Annotated in this window: 17 protein-coding genes; 10 read left to right on the top strand and 7 right to left on the bottom strand. The window is 60.4% G+C overall.

The window, feature by feature from the left end; genetic code table 11:
- Positions 1-57 precede the first annotated feature (57 nt).
- Positions 58-921 carry an MBL fold metallo-hydrolase gene (locus CKW17_RS01080; protein WP_095118322.1) on the top strand — a complete coding sequence of 288 codons (864 nt, stop codon included), beginning with the start codon at positions 58-60 and terminating at the stop codon, positions 919-921.
- A gap of 125 nt (positions 922-1,046) precedes the next feature.
- A complete protein-coding gene (locus CKW17_RS01075) occupies positions 1,047-1,904 on the top strand; it encodes a tyrosinase family protein (protein ID WP_095118321.1) in 858 nt (285 codons plus the stop codon).
- A gap of 3 nt (positions 1,905-1,907) precedes the next feature.
- Here CKW17_RS01075 and bkdR read toward each other — a convergent pair whose 3' ends face one another.
- Positions 1,908-2,396 (bottom strand): Bkd operon transcriptional regulator BkdR, encoded by a 489-nt coding sequence (bkdR, locus tag CKW17_RS01070; RefSeq protein ID WP_016985245.1) that lies wholly within the window; start codon positions 2,394-2,396, stop codon positions 1,908-1,910.
- A 185-nt stretch (positions 2,397-2,581) separates the two neighbouring features.
- Between bkdR and CKW17_RS01065 the strand changes: the two genes are divergently transcribed.
- The 5 genes from CKW17_RS01065 to CKW17_RS01045 all read left to right on the top strand — a co-directional run bounded on the left by CKW17_RS01065 (position 2,582) and on the right by CKW17_RS01045 (position 8,796).
- Complete coding sequence (locus tag CKW17_RS01065; RefSeq protein WP_095118320.1) at positions 2,582-3,817, top strand: 3-methyl-2-oxobutanoate dehydrogenase (2-methylpropanoyl-transferring) subunit alpha; 1,236 nt, start codon at positions 2,582-2,584, stop codon at positions 3,815-3,817.
- Between the two features lies 1 nt (position 3,818).
- Positions 3,819-4,877: an alpha-ketoacid dehydrogenase subunit beta gene (locus CKW17_RS01060; RefSeq protein WP_003224000.1), complete on the top strand. Its 1,059-nt coding sequence runs from the start codon at positions 3,819-3,821 to the stop codon at positions 4,875-4,877.
- On the top strand, positions 4,878-6,149 hold the full coding sequence (locus CKW17_RS01055; protein WP_095118319.1) for a dihydrolipoamide acetyltransferase family protein: 1,272 nt from the start codon (positions 4,878-4,880) through the stop codon (positions 6,147-6,149).
- Positions 6,150-6,156: 7 nt separating this feature from the next.
- The gene (gene lpdA / locus CKW17_RS01050) at positions 6,157-7,530 is read left to right on the top strand and encodes a dihydrolipoyl dehydrogenase (RefSeq protein ID WP_095118318.1); all 1,374 of its coding nucleotides are present in this window, start codon (positions 6,157-6,159) and stop codon (positions 7,528-7,530) included.
- Positions 7,531-7,776: 246 nt separating this feature from the next.
- Complete coding sequence (locus CKW17_RS01045) at positions 7,777-8,796, top strand: branched-chain amino acid aminotransferase (protein ID WP_008086978.1); 1,020 nt, start codon at positions 7,777-7,779, stop codon at positions 8,794-8,796.
- Positions 8,797-9,046: 250 nt separating this feature from the next.
- Here the strand turns inward: CKW17_RS01045 and CKW17_RS01040 are convergent, their stop codons facing one another.
- From CKW17_RS01040 to CKW17_RS01030, 3 genes are all read right to left on the bottom strand, one after another.
- Positions 9,047-9,880 (bottom strand): TIGR03915 family putative DNA repair protein, encoded by an 834-nt coding sequence (locus tag CKW17_RS01040; protein WP_095118317.1) that lies wholly within the window; start codon positions 9,878-9,880, stop codon positions 9,047-9,049.
- A complete protein-coding gene (locus tag CKW17_RS01035; RefSeq protein ID WP_095118316.1) occupies positions 9,877-11,097 on the bottom strand; it encodes a putative DNA modification/repair radical SAM protein in 1,221 nt (406 codons plus the stop codon). Before CKW17_RS01035 ends, CKW17_RS01040 begins: the two co-directional genes overlap by 4 nt.
- Positions 11,098-11,244: 147 nt before the next feature.
- Positions 11,245-12,003, bottom strand: a complete 759-nt coding sequence (locus CKW17_RS01030) for a helix-turn-helix transcriptional regulator (RefSeq protein WP_095118315.1) — start codon at positions 12,001-12,003, stop codon at positions 11,245-11,247.
- Between the two features lie 79 nt (positions 12,004-12,082).
- On the opposite strand from CKW17_RS01030, the gene CKW17_RS01025 reads away from it, so the two are divergent.
- Positions 12,083-13,186: a cytochrome P450 gene (locus CKW17_RS01025; protein ID WP_095118314.1), complete on the top strand. Its 1,104-nt coding sequence runs from the start codon at positions 12,083-12,085 to the stop codon at positions 13,184-13,186.
- A gap of 128 nt (positions 13,187-13,314) precedes the next feature.
- Here CKW17_RS01025 and CKW17_RS01020 read toward each other — a convergent pair whose 3' ends face one another.
- Together CKW17_RS01020 and CKW17_RS01015 are read right to left on the bottom strand one after the other, a co-directional pair.
- Entirely contained in the window at positions 13,315-14,634 is a 1,320-nt protein-coding gene (locus CKW17_RS01020) for an Nramp family divalent metal transporter (protein WP_095119007.1), read from the bottom strand.
- Between the two features lie 143 nt (positions 14,635-14,777).
- Positions 14,778-15,314 (bottom strand): chalcone isomerase family protein, encoded by a 537-nt coding sequence (locus CKW17_RS01015; protein WP_095118313.1) that lies wholly within the window; start codon positions 15,312-15,314, stop codon positions 14,778-14,780.
- A 147-nt stretch (positions 15,315-15,461) separates the two neighbouring features.
- Between CKW17_RS01015 and CKW17_RS01010 the strand changes: the two genes are divergently transcribed.
- Positions 15,462-16,235 carry a hypothetical protein gene (locus CKW17_RS01010; protein WP_095118312.1) on the top strand — a complete coding sequence of 258 codons (774 nt, stop codon included), beginning with the start codon at positions 15,462-15,464 and terminating at the stop codon, positions 16,233-16,235.
- A gap of 84 nt (positions 16,236-16,319) precedes the next feature.
- Complete coding sequence (locus CKW17_RS01005) at positions 16,320-16,877, top strand: hypothetical protein (protein WP_095118311.1); 558 nt, start codon at positions 16,320-16,322, stop codon at positions 16,875-16,877.
- On the opposite strand, the gene CKW17_RS01000 is transcribed toward CKW17_RS01005, so the two are convergent.
- Complete coding sequence (locus tag CKW17_RS01000) at positions 16,867-17,583, bottom strand: alpha/beta hydrolase (protein WP_095118310.1); 717 nt, start codon at positions 17,581-17,583, stop codon at positions 16,867-16,869. The genes CKW17_RS01005 and CKW17_RS01000 overlap by 11 nt on opposite strands.
- Positions 17,584-17,714 lie beyond the last annotated feature (131 nt).

Here is a 17,714-nt window from a genome sequence, read left to right as displayed (position 1 = left end):
ACATTATGTTTTTAGATAAAGTGTTGCAACCCATTTTCCTCGTTCAGGTTGGTGTCCATGCCCGCGCAGATTGAAGCTTTCCTCGACCCCGCCTCTTCGACCTACAGCTATGTGGTCTATGAAGCCGACGGCGGGCAATGTGCGATCGTAGATCCGGTGCTCGATTACGACGGCGCCGCCGGGCGCACCTGCACCGCGCAGGCCGACAAGATCATCGCCTTCGTCCGCACGCATGACCTGCAAGTGCAGTGGCTGCTGGAAACCCACGCCCACGCCGATCACCTTTCCGCCGCGCCTTATCTGCGCCGGGAGCTGGGCGGGAAAATCGCCATTGGTGAATCGATCAGCAAAGTGCAGAACGTGTTCAAGGCTCTTTTCAATCTGGAGCCGGAGTTCTGCGTTGATGGCTCGCAGTTCGATCACCTGTTTGCACCGAACGAATCATTCCGCATCGGCAATCTCAAGGCCACTGCCCTACATGTGCCGGGGCATACGCCGGCGGACATGGCCTATCTGATCGATGGCGAACAGATTCTGGTGGGCGATACGTTGTTCATGCCGGACGTCGGCACCGCGCGTTGCGACTTTCCCGGTGGCAATGCCCACCAATTGTTCAACTCGATTCACAAACTGCTGGCCTTCCCCGCCAGCGTGAAACTCTACGTCTGCCACGACTATCCGCCCGAGGGTCGCGCCTCGCAGTGTCAGAGCACGGTCGGCGAGCAGCGCAAAAACAATATTCATGTGCATGACGGGATCGATGAAGCGGCGTTCGTCGAGATGCGTACAAAACGTGATGCCGGGCTGGGCATGCCGACATTGTTGCTGCCGGCGATTCAGGTGAATGTGCGGGCGGGGAATTTGCCACCGGCGGAGGAAAACGGCGTGGTTTACCTGAAGATTCCGCTCAATTCCCTATAGGAAAAAACCGCTCGGGCCGTCGCCGGATTATTTTTCCTACAAACGCTGGCGATAGTGATGAACTGGTGAAAATCCTCTCAGCGATCAGACTCCATTGGGCAAACATTCAATGGAGTTTTCGCAATATGGATATTCGCCGTAATCACCGTGACATGACCGCGCAACAGAAATCCGCATTCATCGATGCCATCCTGAGGCTGAAGAACAACGTCGACAGCGTACTGCGCCCCGGACAGCAAAGCCGCTACGATGATTTTGTCCAGATCCACAAAAACTCGATGGGCCGGGGCAATCCGCTGACGCCCAACCCGCATCGAAGCCCGCTGTTCTATCCGTGGCACCGGATTCTGATCCGCCAGTTCGAACTGGCCCTGCAGTCCGCCGCCAATGACCCGACCATCACCCTGCCCTACTGGAACTGGCAACTGACCGGCGCCGACAACCCCTTCACCTCGGACTTCATGGGTTCAAACGGTGACAACCTGCAAGACCAGCGCGTCACCAGCGGGCCGTTTTCCAGAGAGCAATCGCAGTTCGAAGTGAGAGTCTGGGACGAGGGCATCGGCAACACCGGCATTCGTCGAGATCTCGGGGCAAACGGCGCACTGCCCAGCGCAGAGACCGTCATATCGACGCTCAACAGTACGCCTTACTGGATGGAGGCAAGCGGCTGGGAAAACATCTCGGAAACCGAACTGCACAATCCAGTACATGCCTGGATAGGCGGCAGCATGGCGCAAGCTGCCTCACCCAATGACCCGATCTTCTTCCTGCACCACTGCTACCTCGACTTGTTGTGGGAGCGCTGGAAACATCAACACCCTGGCACTCCGGGCTTTACCAACGAGGCCGGCTCGACAGACATGAACGAAACCGTGCTGATCTTTCATCCCGCCAATGAGCCGGCACCCTGGGTACCAACCTATACCGTCCAACAAACCCTCTTCACCACAGAGCTCGATTACCGCTATGACTACATCTGACGTTCAACTGCCCAGCGTCAAACCGTTAGCGGGTAACGGCAGCGCGGTCTTGTAGCGCACCTGCTTCAGCGCAAAGCTTGACCGGATATTCGCCACACCCGGCACTTTGGTCAGGAAGTCCATCATGAAGCGTTCGAGCGACTGAATGGTCGGCACCAGGACCCGGATCAGATAATCCGGGTCTCCGGCCATGAGGTAGCACTCCATCACTTCGGGACGATCGGAAATGGCTTCCTCGAAATGCTGCAGCGCTTCCTCGACCTGCTTCTCCAGGCTGACGTGGATGAACACGTTCACGTGCAGCCCCAGCAGGTCGGCATCCAGCAGCGTCACCTGCTCGCGAATCAAGCCTAATTCTTCCATCGCCTTGACCCGATTGAAGCACGGCGTCGGCGACAGGTTCACCGAGCGTGCGAGGTCGGCGTTGGTGATGCGCGCATTCTCCTGAAGGCTGTTGAGAATGCCGATGTCGGTACGATCCAGTTTGCGCATGAGACAAAACCACCTGTTTTTTATGTTTATGCAGAATTTCTATCTGCAAATCGTCTCCAGCGCAACGAAACAGAGATAAATATTCTTCTTGGCCCGGCCTATGATTGTTGTAGGACAAGATTTCTTCTACCGAAGAATGACTGCCAGCTCACTACAAGAAATTCACAAGATCGAGCGTAGAAGCCATGACCCAAGCGTATGAACCGCTGCGTCTGCACGTCCCTGAACCCTCGGGCCGTCCAGGCTGCAAAACCGATTTTTCCTACCTGCATCTGACCGATGCCGGTACGGTGCGCAAACCTTCCATCGACGTCGAACCTGCCGACACCGCCGACCTGGCGCGTGGGCTGATTCGTGTGCTCGACGATCAGGGCAACGCCCTCGGCCCATGGGCTGAGAACGTGCCGGTCGAGATCCTGCGCAAAGGCATGCGCGCCATGCTCAAGACGCGTATCTACGACAACCGCATGGTGGTCGCCCAGCGTCAGAAAAAAATGTCGTTCTACATGCAGAGCCTTGGCGAAGAAGCCATTGGCAGTGCTCAGGCGTTGGCCCTGAACATCGACGACATGTGCTTTCCGACCTACCGTCAGCAAAGCATTCTGATGGCCCGCGAAGTGCCGCTGGTCGACCTGATCTGCCAACTGCTGTCCAACGAGCGCGATCCGCTCAAGGGCCGCCAGTTGCCGATCATGTATTCGGTTAAAGAGGCTGGTTTCTTCACCATTTCCGGCAACCTCGCCACCCAGTTCATTCAAGCGGTCGGCTGGGGCATGGCCTCGGCGATCAAGGGCGACACCAAAATCGCTTCGGCGTGGATCGGTGACGGCGCTACCGCCGAATCGGACTTCCACACCGCCCTCACCTTCGCCCACGTTTATCGTGCGCCAGTGATCCTCAACGTCGTGAATAACCAATGGGCGATTTCGACCTTCCAGGCCATCGCCGGTGGTGAAGCCACCACCTTCGCCGGACGCGGCGTCGGTTGCGGCATCGCCTCGCTGCGCGTGGATGGCAACGACTTCTACGCGGTGTATGCGGCATCTGCCTGGGCTGCCGAACGCGCCCGCCGCAACCTCGGCCCGACCATGATCGAATGGGTCACCTACCGCGCCGGTCCGCACTCGACCTCCGACGATCCGTCGAAATATCGCCCGGCCGATGACTGGAGTCACTTCCCGCTCGGCGACCCGATCGCCCGTCTCAAGCAGCACCTGATCAAAGTCGGCCATTGGTCAGAAGAAGAGCACGCCGCCGTCAGCGCCGAGCTCGAAGCCGAAGTGATTGCCGCGCAGAAACAGGCCGAACAGTACGGCACCCTCGCCGGCGGCCAGATTCCTAGCGCCGCGACCATGTTCGAAGACGTCTACAAAGAGATGCCGGAGCACTTGAAGCGCCAGCGTCAGCAGTTGGGGATCTGACATGAACGATCACAACAACAATATTCAGTTGGAAACCGCCATGACCACGACCACCATGACCATGATCCAGGCCCTGCGCTCGGCCATGGATGTGATGCTTGAGCGTGACGACAATGTCGTCGTGTTCGGTCAGGACGTCGGCTACTTCGGCGGCGTGTTCCGTTGCACCGAAGGCTTGCAGACCAAATACGGCACCTCGCGCGTATTCGACGCACCGATCTCGGAAAGCGGCATCGTCGGCGTGGCCGTCGGCATGGGCGCCTACGGTCTGCGTCCGGTCGCCGAGATCCAGTTCGCCGACTACGTCTACCCCGCCTCCGACCAGATCATTTCCGAAGCGGCGCGCCTGCGTTATCGCTCGGCTGGCGAGTTCACCGCACCAATGACCCTGCGCATGCCTTGCGGCGGCGGCATCTATGGCGGTCAGACCCACAGCCAGAGTATCGAGGCGATGTTCACTCAGGTCTGCGGTTTGCGCACCGTCATGCCGTCCAACCCGTATGACGCCAAAGGCCTGCTGATCGCCTCCATCGAAAACGATGACCCGGTGATATTCCTCGAGCCGAAACGCCTGTACAACGGCCCGTTCGACGGCCACCACGACCGCCCGGTAACGCCGTGGTCGAAACACCCGCAAGCGCAGGTTCCGGACGGCTACTACACCGTGCCGCTGGACGTCGCTGCGATTACCCGTCCGGGCAAGGACGTGACCGTGCTGACTTACGGCACCACCGTTTACGTGTCGCAAGTCGCGGCCGAAGAATCCGGCGTGGATGCCGAAGTCATCGACCTGCGCAGCCTGTGGCCGCTGGACCTGGAAACCATCGTCAAGTCGGTGAAGAAAACCGGCCGCTGCGTGGTGGTCCACGAAGCCACGCGCACCTGCGGTTTCGGCGCCGAACTGGTATCGCTGGTGCAAGAGCATTGCTTCCATCACCTGGAAGCGCCGATCGAACGCGTCACCGGTTGGGACACCCCCTACCCGCACGCGCAGGAGTGGGCGTATTTCCCAGGGCCGTCCCGGGTGGGCGCGGCGTTGAAACGGGTCATGGAGGTCTGAATGGGCACGCACGTTATCAAGATGCCGGACATCGGCGAAGGCATCGCAGAAGTAGAACTGTCGCAGTGGCACGTCAAGGTTGGCGATCTGGTCGTTGAAGATCAGGTGCTGGCGGACGTGATGACCGACAAGGCGATGGTCGATATTCCCTCGCCGGTACACGGCAAGGTGATTGCCCTCGGTGGTCAGCCGGGTGAAGTGATGGCGGTTGGCAGTGTGCTGATCAGCATTGAGGTTGAAGGTGCCGGTAACTTGAAAGAGTCCGCCGCACCTGCGCCTGTTAAAGAAGCACCGGTTGCGCCGAAAGTTGAGGCCGTTGTTGAGAGCAAACCTGCTCCAGCCGCCCTGCGTCCGGCGGCTGCTTGCCAAGGCCCAATGGTTGCTCGCGAAGCAGACGAACGCCCGCTCGCCTCGCCGGCCGTGCGCAAACACGCGCTGGATCTGGGGATTCAATTGCGTCTGGTACGCGGCACTGGCCCGGCCGGTCGCGTGCTGCACGAAGACCTTGAAGCCTATTTGGCACAAGGTCAGTCAAATGCTTCGGCACCAGTTGCCGCTGCTTACGCCCAGCGTAACGACGAAGAACAGATTCAAGTCATCGGCATGCGCCGCAAGATCGCCCAGCGCATGCAGGACGCTACCCAGCGTGCCGCACACTTCAGCTATGTCGAAGAAATCGACGTCACTGCCATCGAAGAACTGCGCGCGCATTTGAATGAAAAACACGGAGCCAGTCGTGGCAAGTTGACCTTGCTGCCATTCCTCGTTCGCGCTCTGGTCGTCGCCCTGCGCGACTTCCCGCAGATGAACGCCCGTTACGACGACGAAGCCCAAGTCATCACTCGCCTCGGCGCTGTACATGTCGGCGTCGCCACGCAAAGCGATGTTGGCCTGATGGTGCCGGTGGTACGTCACGCCGAGGCGCGCAGCCTGTGGGACAGCGCCACAGAAATCTCGCGTTTGGCCAACGCTGCGCGCAATGGCAAGGCCAGCCGCGATGAATTGTCCGGTTCGACCATCACCCTGACCAGCCTCGGTGCGCTGGGCGGCATTGTCAGCACGCCGGTGTTGAACCTGCCGGAAGTGGCGATCGTCGGCGTCAACAAAACCGTCGAACGGCCAATGGTCGTCAAAGGCCAGGTGGTGATCCGCAAGATGATGAACCTCTCCAGCTCCTTCGATCACCGCGTGGTCGACGGCATGGACGCGGCACTCTTCATCCAGGCCATTCGCGGCTTGATCGAACAACCTGCCACTTTGTTTGTGGAGTAAGGCGCGCATGCAATCTCTGAACACTACGCTGCTGATCATCGGCGGCGGCCCCGGCGGTTATGTAACGGCGATTCGCGCCGGACAACTGGGCATTCCGACAATTCTGGTCGAAGGCCAATCGCTGGGCGGCACCTGCCTGAACATCGGCTGCATCCCGTCGAAGGCGCTGATTCATGTGGCTGAACAGTTTCACCAGACCCAGCATCACAGCCAGCATTCGGCGCTGGGCATCAGCGTTTCGGCGCCGACGCTCGACATCACTAAAAGCATCGAGTGGAAGGACGGCATCGTTGATCGCCTGACCACTGGCGTCGCAGCCCTGCTGAAGAAGAACAAGGTTCAGGTCATAAACGGCTGGGCCAAGGTCATCGACGGTAAAACCGTGGATGTCGGCGACACGCGCATCCAGTGCGAGCACTTGGTGCTGGCCACTGGTTCGACCAGCGTCAATCTGCCGATCCTGCCGATTGGCGGACCGATCATCTCCTCCACCGAAGCGCTGGCACCGAAATCCGTGCCAAAGCGCCTGGTCGTGGTGGGCGGTGGTTACATCGGTCTGGAACTGGGCATTGCTTATCGCAAGCTTGGCGCTGAAGTCAGCGTGGTCGAGGCGCAGGATCGCATCCTGCCAGCCTACGACGCGGAACTGACGCAACCGGTACATGACGCACTGAAGCAACTGGGCGTGAAGCTGTACCTCAAGCACAGCGTGCTGGGTTTCGATGGCACCTTGCAGGTGCGCGATCCGGAAGGCGAAACCCTGAATCTGGAAACCGATCAGGTGCTGGTCGCCGTCGGTCGCAAACCGAATACCCAGGGCTGGAACCTTGAAGCGCTGAATCTGGATATGAACGGCTCGGCGATCAAGATCGACAGCCGCTGCCAGACCAGCATGCGCAACGTCTACGCCATCGGCGATCTGAGCGGCGAGCCGATGCTGGCCCACCGCGCCATGGCCCAAGGCGAGATGGTTGCCGAGTTGATCAGCGGCAAAACCCGCGAATTCAACCCGACTGCCATTGCCGCCGTGTGCTTCACCGACCCGGAACTGGTGGTGGTCGGCAAGACCCCGGACGAGGCCAAGGCTGCGGGGCTGGACTGCATCGTTTCCAGTTTCCCGTTCGCCGCCAATGGCCGGGCGATGACGCTGGAGTCGAAAAGCGGCTTCGTGCGCGTGGTCGCTCGTCGGGATAACCATGTGATTGTTGGCTGGCAGGCGGTGGGCGTCGGGGTTTCCGAATTGTCGACGGCGTTTGCGCAAAGCCTGGAAATGGGCGCGCGGCTGGAAGACATCGGCGGCACCATTCATGCGCATCCGACATTGGGTGAAGCGGTGCAGGAAGCGGCGTTGCGTGCCCTCGGGCATGCGTTGCACCTGTAGCTGCGTTGATCGTTCCCACGCTCTGCGTGGGAATGCAGCCGGGGACGCTCTGCGTCCCAAAAGCCGAACGCGGAGCGTCCGATGAGGCATTCCCACGCAGAGCGTAGGAACGATCAAGCGTGGGAACGATCAGTGGAGCGAATTCCGGGCTGCGAAACCGCTCAAGAATGAAGTATTGTTGTGCCCATCCAAAAAACGTCAGAAGCCTTGAACCGTTTCGACGGTTGTTCAGTGATAGAGGGTGTCATGGGTAACGAAAGCATCAATTGGGACAAGCTGGGTTTTGATTACATCAAGACCGACAAACGCTATCTGTCGTACTTTCGCGATGGCGAGTGGGACAAAGGCACCCTGACCGAAGATAACGTGCTGCACATCAGCGAAGGCTCGACTGCCCTTCACTATGGCCAGCAGTGCTTCGAAGGCATGAAGGCCTATCGTTGCAAGGACGGCTCGATCAACCTGTTCCGCCCGGACCAGAACGCCCTGCGTATGCAACGCAGCTGCGCGCGTCTGCTGATGCCGACAGTCGACACCGAGCAGTTCATCGAAGCGTGCAAAGCCGTGGTTCGCGCCAACGAGCGCTTCATTCCGCCATACGGCACCGGCGGCGCGCTGTACCTGCGTCCGTTCGTGATCGGCGTCGGTGACAACATCGGCGTGCGCACTGCACCCGAGTTCATCTTCTCGATTTTCTGCATCCCGGTCGGCGCCTACTTCAAGGGCGGCCTGACCCCGCACAACTTCCAGATCTCCAGCTACGACCGCGCCGCCCCACAAGGCACCGGCGCAGCCAAGGTCGGCGGCAACTACGCTGCCAGCCTGATGCCGGGCTCGAAAGCCAAGAAAGCCAACTTCGCCGACGCGATCTACCTGGACCCGATGACCCACACCAAGATCGAGGAAGTCGGCTCGGCCAACTTCTTCGGGATCACCCACGACAACAAGTTCATCACCCCGAACTCGCCGTCCGTTCTGCCAGGCATCACCCGCCTGTCGCTGATCGAACTGGCGAAATCGCGTCTGGGCCTGGAAGTGGTTGAAGGCGACGTGCTGATCGACAAGCTGTCGGACTTCAAGGAAGCCGGCGCTTGCGGTACGGCTGCGGTGATCACCCCGATCGGTGGTATCAGCTACAACGACCATCTGCATGTGTTCCACAGCGAAACCGAAGTGGGTCCTGTGACCCAGAAGCTCTACAAAGAGCTGACTGGCGTGCAGACCGGCGACATCGAAGCGCCAGCGGGCTGGATCGTCAAGGTTTGATCTGACGGCTGCTGATGTAGAAAAGCCCTCCACCGAGTGATTGGTGGGGGGCTTTTTTGATTGTGGTTGTTGGTTTTTTTGTGTAAGGCTGGAGATCTTTTCCCCCTCACCCCAGCCCTCTCCCCCAGGGGGGCGAGGGGGAAAGGGGGCCGATCTTTGTGGTATTCAAAATGTGAGTTCGACTTGATCGTTCAGGTCGATGGATCAAGTCCAAACACCTCGGTCAGTCCCCTCTCCCTCCGGGAGAGGGTTAGGGTGAGGGGCTTTTCAGCGTTATCCGTTTACCAAGCCGATCAGCAATCCCGCTCGCCTGCCCATTCTGCTGCTTACCCATCCGCGCCTGCGTAATCAACCCGGGAATCAACTCCCCTTCCGGCAGATTCTTCCAGAACCGCGCCGGCAAATGCCCCTGCATGACCTTCTCGTTCAACCGCGCTGGATTAAAGATGTGGCTGTAATAAGTCAGCCACAGATCCCCATGAGGATCGTCGACATTCTGCGCCAGTTGCTGCCATTCCTGCGGGCATTGCCGCTGATGGATCAGTTGCTCGCCATCGTAATAAACCCCGTCGCGCGGCGTGGCGATCAACCAGCGATGTCGGCCCATTCGCCCGATGAAATGCTCACTGGCGCTGTGCAAAATGTCATGGGCCGGTTCGTGCCAAGCCACATATTGCGGGCCCGCGCTGGATGATGGGCGCTCGATGAAACGCACAAACGCATGCAGATGATGGGCTTCCCGATGCACTTGTTTGATCCGTCGCTGTAGTTCGCTGCCGAGTTTGTCCCCGGCCATCATCGCCGTACGATCACCGTGGCTGACGCGCCACAACACCTCATAGAGCAGGCTCCAGCGTTGATCACCACGATAGCGCGAGGCTTGCTCCAGCGTGTCGAGCAGCGCTCGCGGAATACGTGCCTGAAACGGCCCCTGCCCTTCAGGCACCGGCTCATCACTGGCAAACAGATCAGCCACGCCTTGCGAAGCCCAGCTCACCAGACTCGGGTCGACTTGATGGCTCAGCAGCCAGCGCGCCTGCTGGCGCCACGTGTCGAACAGATCATCGCAATCGAGATTGATCATCCCCACAGCCCCATTTGCTGCGGCATTGGCCGGTCGCGCAGTTGCTGATAGAGCAAATGGCTGGTGACCTCAGCCTGCTGCGGGTGATAGTCGCTGGTGATGATGAACGGCTTGGCCTTGGCCAGCACACAGCGCATGCGCGCGACGTCTTCGTAACGAATGCGCCGCTGTCGGCGCAACTCCACCAGACGTTCGGTGGTGCGCAGTCCGATGCCGGGAATACGCGCAATCAACGACGCTTCAGCGCGGTTCAGATCGAGCGGGAACACTTCACGATTCTGCAACGCCCAGGCCAGTTTCGGGTCGATGTCCAGCGCCAGATTGCCCGGCCCCTTGAGCAATTCATCGGCGCTGTAGCCATAACTGCGCAAGAGAAAATCAGCCTGATACAAACGGTGTTCGCGCATCAGCGGCGGAGCGGCCAGCGGTACGCTTTTCGGGCTGTCGGGGATCGGGCTGAAGGCCGAATAGTAAACCCGCCGCAGTCGGAAGTTGCCGTACAAGGCCTGGGCGCTGTGGAGGATGGTGCTGTCATCGGTGTCGTCAGCGCCGACAATCAACTGCGTGCTCTGCCCGGCCGGGGCGAACTTCGCCGAGCGCGGTTCGTTCAAAACGGTCTGCACGCCGGTGTAGATGGTGCTCATCGCCTGTTTGATCGAAGCGATGTCCTTCTCCGGCGCCAGCACTTGCAGGCTGGCATCGGTCGGCAGTTCGATATTGACGCTCAGGCGATCGGCATAGCGCCCTGCTTCTTCGATCAATGCCGGATCGGCTTCGGGAATGGTTTTGAGATGGATGTACCCGCGAAACTCATGCTCTTCGCGCAGCAGCTTCGCCACCCGCACCAGTTGCTCCATGGTGTAGTCCGCCGAGCGAATGATCCCCGAACTGAGAAACAGCCCGCTGACGCAGTTGCGCCGGTAGAAATCCATGGTCAGCGCCACGACTTCCTCGGGGGTGAACCGGGCACGCGGGACATCGCTGGAACGGCGGTTGACGCAGTACTGGCAATCGTAAAGGCAGAAATTGGTCAGCAGAATCTTCAGCAACGACACGCAGCGGCCGTCCGGCGTGTAGCTGTGGCAAATGCCCATGCCATCGGTCGAACCCAGCCCGCTCTTGCCCTCGGAGCTGCGCTTGGGCGCGCCGCTGCTCGCGCAGGAGGCGTCGTACTTGGCGGCGTCGGCGAGGATGCTCAGCTTGTCGATGATTTGCATGGCACGGGCTCTATACTGTTTGCATATACAGTATAGGGTCGCCCGCGGTGATACAAGGTGGCAGAAGCGCCCCTCGTCGGTCAGAAGCTGAAAATCAAAAGATCGCAGCCTTCGGCAGCTCCTACATGGATTGGGTAGGATCGAGATTTATCGGGTGTACGCAACTCCTGTAGGAGCTGCCGAAGGCTGCGATCTTTTGATCTGCCCGTCTACCGGCCACTCAACACCAAACCGCGCACCAATCTCCTTGCGCCCCACCGCCGTCAAAGCCAACGCTCGACTGTCCAGATCCTGTGTCACCCACTTGCGCTTCAACGCGGTCTGCAACAGCGCCGCCCCCAGCGAGCCACCGAGATGCGGCCGGCGCATGCTCCAGTCCAGGCACGGACAGGCAAACTTGCGGCGCAGGGTGGTCAAATCCTGCACGTCGATGCCCAGCCCGAGAAACAACGCCTCGCCGGTGTCACTCAGGCGATACGCCTGCTCGTCGGTTTGCACCAGCCAACCGCCTGCGATCAAACGGTCATGCAGCAACACCGCCAGCGTCCCGGCCATGTGGTCATAGCAAGTGCGGGCGAATTGCAGGCGATCCGGGGTGTGCGCCTTGAACGTCGGCGCGGCGTTCTGGCCAATCACCATCAACGCTTCCAGCGCCTGCGCCACGCGCTGATCGGCGAGGCTGTAATAGCGATGGCGGCCCTGCACATGCAGGCGCAGCAGGGCCAGGTCCTTGAGTTTCGCCAGGTGCACACTGGCGGTCGAGGCACTGACCTCGGCGATCGTCGCCAACTCGGTGCTGGTGCGGGCGTGGCCGTCCATCAGCGAACAGAGGATTTTTGTCCGCGCCGGCTCGGCAATGGCGGCGGCCACCTGCGATACGCCGATGTCTTGATGTTCTGCGTGCATAGTTCGCTCCCGGACGAATCATCGTCGTTGCGCAGTGGAGATAGTAGCAACACTTTCCCCGCCGACAAGGATGCAAACCATGAACCCGATCAGCGCCGCAACGCATGTCGATCCTTATCCCTACTACGCCGAACTGCGCGCAGCAGGTGGACTGACGTTTTATCCGGATCTGAAACTGTGGGTCGCCAGCAGCGCCCGTGCGGTGTGTGCGGTGTTGGCCCACGCCGATTGTCAGGTGCGTCCGGCGCAGGAGCCGGTGCCCAAGGCGATTGCAAAAGGCATGGCCGGCAAGGTCTTCGGCCAATTGATGCGCATGAATGACGGCGAACGCCAGCGCTGCCCGCGTTCGGCGATCGAGCCTGAGCTGGCAGTGCTGGAGCTTGAGACGATCAATGCTTTGGTCGCCGCACGGCTGATCACAGCGGATGCAGACGGTGTGTACAAGGCAATGTTTCGTGGCCCGGTGTGCGTGGTCGCGGCGCTTCTGGGATTCACGCCGGCACAGGCCCGGGCAGTCAGCGAGCTGACGGCGGACTTCGTCGCCTGCCTGTCGCCGTTGAGCAATGACCTGCAATTGGCCGCAGCGGACGCGGCGGCCGAACACCTGCGCGGCTACTTCATCGAGCTGCTCGCCGAACCCGCCAGCGACTTCCTCGGCGCGATCCAACAGCGCTTTGCCGGCGATGAAGACACCCTGATCGCCAACCTGATCGGCCTCTGCTCGCAGACGTTTGAAGCCTGCGCCGGTCTGATCGGTAACACGCTGTTGGCGTTACGTCGTCAGCCGGCGTTGCGCGGCGAATCCATCGAAGCACTGCTTGGCGAAGTCCAGCGCTTCGACCCGCCTGTGCAGAACACCCGGCGCTTTGTCGCCGCGCCCTGCGAGATTGCTGGTGTGCGGGTCGAAGCAGGTGATGTGATTCTGGTTTTACTGGCCTCCGCCAATCGTGATCCGGCGCTTAACGCACAGCCTGAGCAGTTTCTGGTGCAGCGCGAGAACCGCCGCAGTTTCAGTTTCGGCAGTGGTCGGCACGAGTGTCCGGGGCAAGCGTTGGCGATGAGTATTGCCGGAGCTACGGTGCGGGAAATACTCGCAAAGGGCATCGATCTGAATTGCCTGAACTGGCACTACAGGCCTTCGCTCAATGGGCGCATTCCAGTGTTCAGCGACGTTGGCGCCTGACAGTCCGTCTTCGCGAGCAGGCTCGCTCCCACAGGGTTATGGGGTGTACACACTGTTGAAATCACCTTGGAAACTGTGGGAGCGAGCCTGCTCGCGAAGAGGCCAGCCCAGTCACTGCAAATGCTGGATCAAGCCGCCCACTGCAAAATCAACCAGCTATTGGCACCACTGATCACCACAAACAACCCCCACGCCAACACCCGTGTCGGCCAGCGATTCACAAACGGCCCCATCAGTTGTTTGTCGTTAGTCATTCGAATGAGTGGATACAAGGCAAACGGCAACTGCAGACTCAACACCACCTGACTCAACACCAGCAACTTGCCAATCGCGTTATCGCCCATCAGCCACACGCCGATAAACGCCGGAATCAACGCCAGTCCGCGAGTAATCAAGCGCCGCTGCCAGCAGGGGATCCGCAGGTTCAGGTAGCCCTCCATGATCACCTGGCCGGCGATGGTGCCAGTGAAGGTCGAACTCTGCCCCGACGCCAGTAACGCGACGCCGAACAACACACTGGCCAGCGCACCACCGACCAGCGGATCGAGCAGGTGGTAGGCGTCCTGAATGTCCACCACCTCGGTGTGCCCGGACTGGTGAAACGCCGCTGCCGCGAGAATCAGGATCGCCGCGTTGACCAGCAACGCCAGGGCCAGCGAACCGATGGTGTCGATGTGCGCCAGTTTCACCGCGTCCTGCTTGCTCGCCAGGTCCTTGCCGATCATCCGCGTCTGCACGATCGAGGTGTGCAGATAGAGGTTATGTGGCATCACCGTCGCGCCGAGAATACCAATCGCCAGGTACAACGGCGCCGCCTCGCCAATCGCCGCCAGCGACGGTTTGAAACCTTGGGCGACGTCCGGCCAGTAGGGTTTGATCAGCAACAGTTCAACGAAGAAACACACGCCAATGGTCGCGACCAACACCAGCATGATCGCCTCAAGCCTGCGGAAACCGCGATTTTGCAGGGCCAGCACCAGCAAGGTGTCGAACGCCGTCAGGGCAATGCCGAAGGTCAGCGAACAACCGAGCAACAAGTGAAACGCCAGCGCGCAGCCGAGTACTTCGGCCAGATCGGTGGCGATGATCGAGATTTCCGCCAGCACCCACTGCAAGCGCGCGGTCGGTGTGCTGTAGCGCTCGCGGGACAGTTGCGCCAGATCGCGCCCGGTGGCGATGCCCAGTCGCGAGCACAGGCACTGCACGACCATGCCCGCCAGACTCGCCAGCAGCACCACGAACAACAGGCTGTAACCGAAGCGTGAACCGGCCTCGATGGCGGTGGCCCAGTTACCGGGATCCATGTAGCCGATTGACACCAGCAAGCCGGGGCCGGCGAAACGCAGCACGCGTTTGAAGAATGAGGCATTGGGATCAACCGCGACACTGCCAGCCACTTCCGGCGGGCAAAACGGCGCGGTGGCGATTTTGGGCAAACTGAATTTCACGCACACATCCAGAAACAAGTCGGAAAGACGCAGCTTAGAGGTTTCCGCCACAGCCTTGAAGCGCAAAAGATCGCAGCCTTCGGCAGCTCCTACATTGGAATGCACTCTCCTGTAGGAGCTGCCGAAGGCTGCGATCTTTGCTCTTATCGACTCCCCCCCAACAACTGCTCGCGCAACTCGGGGCTGCGCGTACGCGGATCCAGCCAGATATCAAAAAATGCGCGGGCAAACAGCGGGTCATCGATCTCATGCTGCAACTGCTGACCGACAAAAAACCGCGCGCCCTGCCCCGGCAGATACACGCCGGTAATCCGCGTGCCGGCCTGCACATCGACGAACGATTGCTGCATCTGTACCTGCCAACCGGCCAATTGCGCCGGGCTGACGCGGGGGCCGGCCAGGCGTTTGATTTCGTCAACGCTGGCCTTGACCAGGTCGTCGCGGGAAATGCTGCGGCGGTAGATCAGCTCCAGCGCAAACGGCTGGCCCTCGGCCAAGGGCCGCGCGGCACTCCACAGGCGCGCGTTGTAGACATCGAAACCGAACACACTGTAATCGCCGGTACCGATGATCTGCGCGCCGGGCACGGCGTCCTGCCAATTGGCCCAGGTTGGTGTCAGCAATAGCGCCCACAAGCCGATGCCGCAACATCCCCGTAACACCTTGGGTGTTCTGTTCATCGCGGTATCGACTCCGGCAAGCCCTGATAGGCAAAGCATAGCCGGGTATCGCCGTCAGTACTTTGTATACAAAATCTGCGCACATAGGCAGCAATCGCCGATCGACAATGCTAACGTGGCGAACCTTCAACGGATGGAGACTCCTGCGTGCTGATCCTCAAACTGCTGCTGATTCCCGGTTTTCTGCTGCTGATTTCCCTGGCGGGCAAACGCTGGGGGCCGAGCGTGGCCGGGTGGCTGTCGGGATTGCCGGTGGTGGTCGGGCCGATTCTGTTTTTCCTCGCCATCGAGCAGGGTCCGGCGTTTGCCGCGCAGTCGGCGGTGGCGGCGTTATCGGCGATGTTCGCGATGATTGCGTTCTGCATCACCTACGCGCAGGTCGCGCAACGGGCGAACTGGCCGTTGGCGCTGGCGGCGTCGCTGACGGTGTGGGCCGTGATTGCTGGGGTGTTGTCGCTGATTCCGGCGTCACTGCCGTTTTCCGTGTCGGCGGCGGCGATTGCGTTGCTGGCATCGCCTTATCTGTTTCCCACGGTGCAACCGGTGCTCAGCGGCACGGCGCCGAAGTCGGACAGACTGATCTGGCGGATGATCGCCGGCGCCGCGTTGACCCTGGTGGTGACGATGCTCGCCAGCACCGTCGGCGAGCGCTGGAGCGGTTTGCTCGCGGTATTCCCGGTGCTCGGCAGTGTGATGGCGGTGTTCTCGCAACAAACTCGCGGCCCGGCATTTACCGCCGCATTGTTAAGGGCGACGGCCACCGGCATGTATTCGTTTTCGGCGTTTTGTCTGGTCTCGGCATTGACCTTGCCAACCATGGGCCTGAGCGGATTTGCCGTCGGCGTCGCGGTGTCGGTGGCCATGCTCGGCGTGACCAAACGCCTGTTGGCCCGTCCGTTGGCGAAAGCGCAGGCGCAGTAACCGCTCGGATGATTCGCGCTGGAACGCCCGCCCCCCTCCATGGGATGATCGCCCGCCTCGCGCGACCATCCACCGGAGATTCACATGTCATTGTTGAGCAAAAAAGCCGTCGTCCTGCTGGTGGCGGCCCTCGCCGGTTTCGGCGCCCTCCACGCGCAAGCGGCCAAGGCAAAAGCCAGCACCGAGAAAGTCTCGATGCTCGAGGGCAAGTTCACGTTTGTGCTGCCAAAAGGTTTCGTCGCCGACCCGCTGCCGACCAGCCCGAGCGGGACCACGGGCACGATGTACACCAACGAGGCCACAAAAACCGTGGTCATTACCGCTGAGAACAAGATTCCCGAAGGCCAGCACGTCAAGGACAACGACGGGCAGTTCCTCGATGGCAGCGTGGCGAGTTTCATCGAAGACCAGCGCAAGGCCCTGCCGGACTTCAACAAACTCAGCGAAAAGAGCCTGACCCAGAAAGGCACCGGCCTTGGTCTGCGTCAGGTCGACAGCACCGCGACCCAGGGCGGCGGCCAGACCCTCAACACCACGCTGATGGCCGGCTCCGGCACGAAGATGGCGCTGGTGCAGGTGATCTCCCGCGCCAGCGACAAGAAAGGTCACGATGCGCTGGTGAAAACCATCCTCAAGGATTGAGCTGCTGCAGCCATCCATTCAAGTCGCGCAGCTCGGCCGCACTGATACTGTGGCCGACGCCGGGATAGGCATGGAACTGCGGTTTGTAACCGAGTTTCTGTAGTTGCGTGTTGGCCTCGGTGCCGTTTTTGTACGGCACGGGATCATCGGCCGTACCGTGGCCGATGAAGATGTTCAGCGGTAACGGCTGCTGCTCGGCCTTGAGCTCACTCTTCAACACCGGCAACAAACGCCCGCTCAACGCCGCGATCCCGCCGACAGCCACTGGCGGCCGCAGCCCGACCTCATAGGTCATCATCGCGCCCTGGCTGAAGCCGATCAGGTACACCTTGTCCGGGGTGGTGTGATATTTCTGCGCTGCTTGCGCGATAAAGTCGCGCAGCTTCTGGCCACTGACCTTCAGATCATCGGTCTCGCCGTTGTAGGCGCCTTCACCTTTCTTGCGAAACCACTGGAAACGCCCTTCACCCAATGACAGCGGTGCCTGCACCGACAGGTAGTTGTATTGCGCCGGCAGCTGAAATTTCATGCCGATCAGATCGGCTTCGTTGCTGCCGTAGCCGTGCAGGAAAATCACCAGCGGACGCGCTTCGGCGTCGGCGTGCACCTGTTCGAGGTACTTGAGCGGCAGATCGGATTGCAGCGTGGTTTGCGCCTGCACGGCGCTGGACGCCAGCAGGGTCAAGAGAGCAAAGACCTTCAACATAGAGCCTTCCTTCACAGAGTGTCGGGTTCGGGGGGAGCCTAACATCCTCGGCCAAGGATCCAAATTCGGTGGTGTTGCTGATGCCGCCATCGCGAGCAGGCTCACTCCTACATTTGGAATGCGTTCCCCTG

Origin of the sequence: Pseudomonas sp. Irchel s3f10 (assembly GCF_900187515.1) — a bacterium.
Taxonomy (GTDB): Bacteria; Pseudomonadota; Gammaproteobacteria; order Pseudomonadales; family Pseudomonadaceae; genus Aquipseudomonas; species Aquipseudomonas tensinigenes.
Note: the sequence above shows the minus strand (reverse complement) of the source record. Positions and strands in the feature narration are given on the sequence as shown.